At 44.6% G+C, this 641-nt stretch carries 1 protein-coding gene; it reads left to right on the top strand.

Annotated features, from left to right (window positions below; translation table 11 throughout):
- On the top strand, positions 1–641 hold a 641-nt coding region (locus tag L2764_RS27535; RefSeq protein WP_248943509.1), incomplete at both ends, for a GTP-binding protein.

Here is a 641-nt window from a genome sequence, read left to right as displayed (position 1 = left end):
CATGGTAAAACTACACTAACTGCTGCTATTTCTGCAGTTTTAAGTAAGACTTATGGTGGTGACGTTAAAGACTTCGCACAAATCGATAACGCTCCAGAAGAGCGTGAGCGTGGTATTACCATTAATACCTCTCACATCGAATATGATACTCCAGCTCGTCACTATGCGCATGTTGATTGCCCTGGTCACGCGGATTATGTTAAAAACATGATCACTGGTGCTGCTCAAATGGATGGTGCAATCTTAGTGGTTGCTTCTACCGATGGCCCAATGCCACAAACGCGTGAGCACATCTTGCTTTCTCGTCAGGTTGGCGTTCCTTTCATCATCGTGTTCATGAACAAATGTGACATGGTTGATGACGAAGAGCTACTTGAGCTTGTAGAAATGGAAGTGCGTGAACTTCTTTCTGAATATGACTTCCCAGGTGATGACTTACCGGTTATTCAAGGCTCAGCACTTAAAGCCCTTGAAGGTGATGCTGGTTATGAAGCTAAAATTCTTGAGCTTGCAGAAGCCTTAGATACTTATATTCCAGAGCCAGAGCGTGCGATTGACGGTGCATTCATTCTTCCAATTGAAGATGTTTTCTCAATCTCAGGCCGTGGTACAGTTGTTACCGGTCGTGTTGAGCGCGGTAT

Source organism: Shewanella surugensis, assembly GCF_023284005.1.
GTDB lineage: Bacteria > Pseudomonadota > Gammaproteobacteria > Enterobacterales > Shewanellaceae > Shewanella > Shewanella surugensis.
Note: the sequence above shows the minus strand (reverse complement) of the source record. Positions and strands in the feature narration are given on the sequence as shown.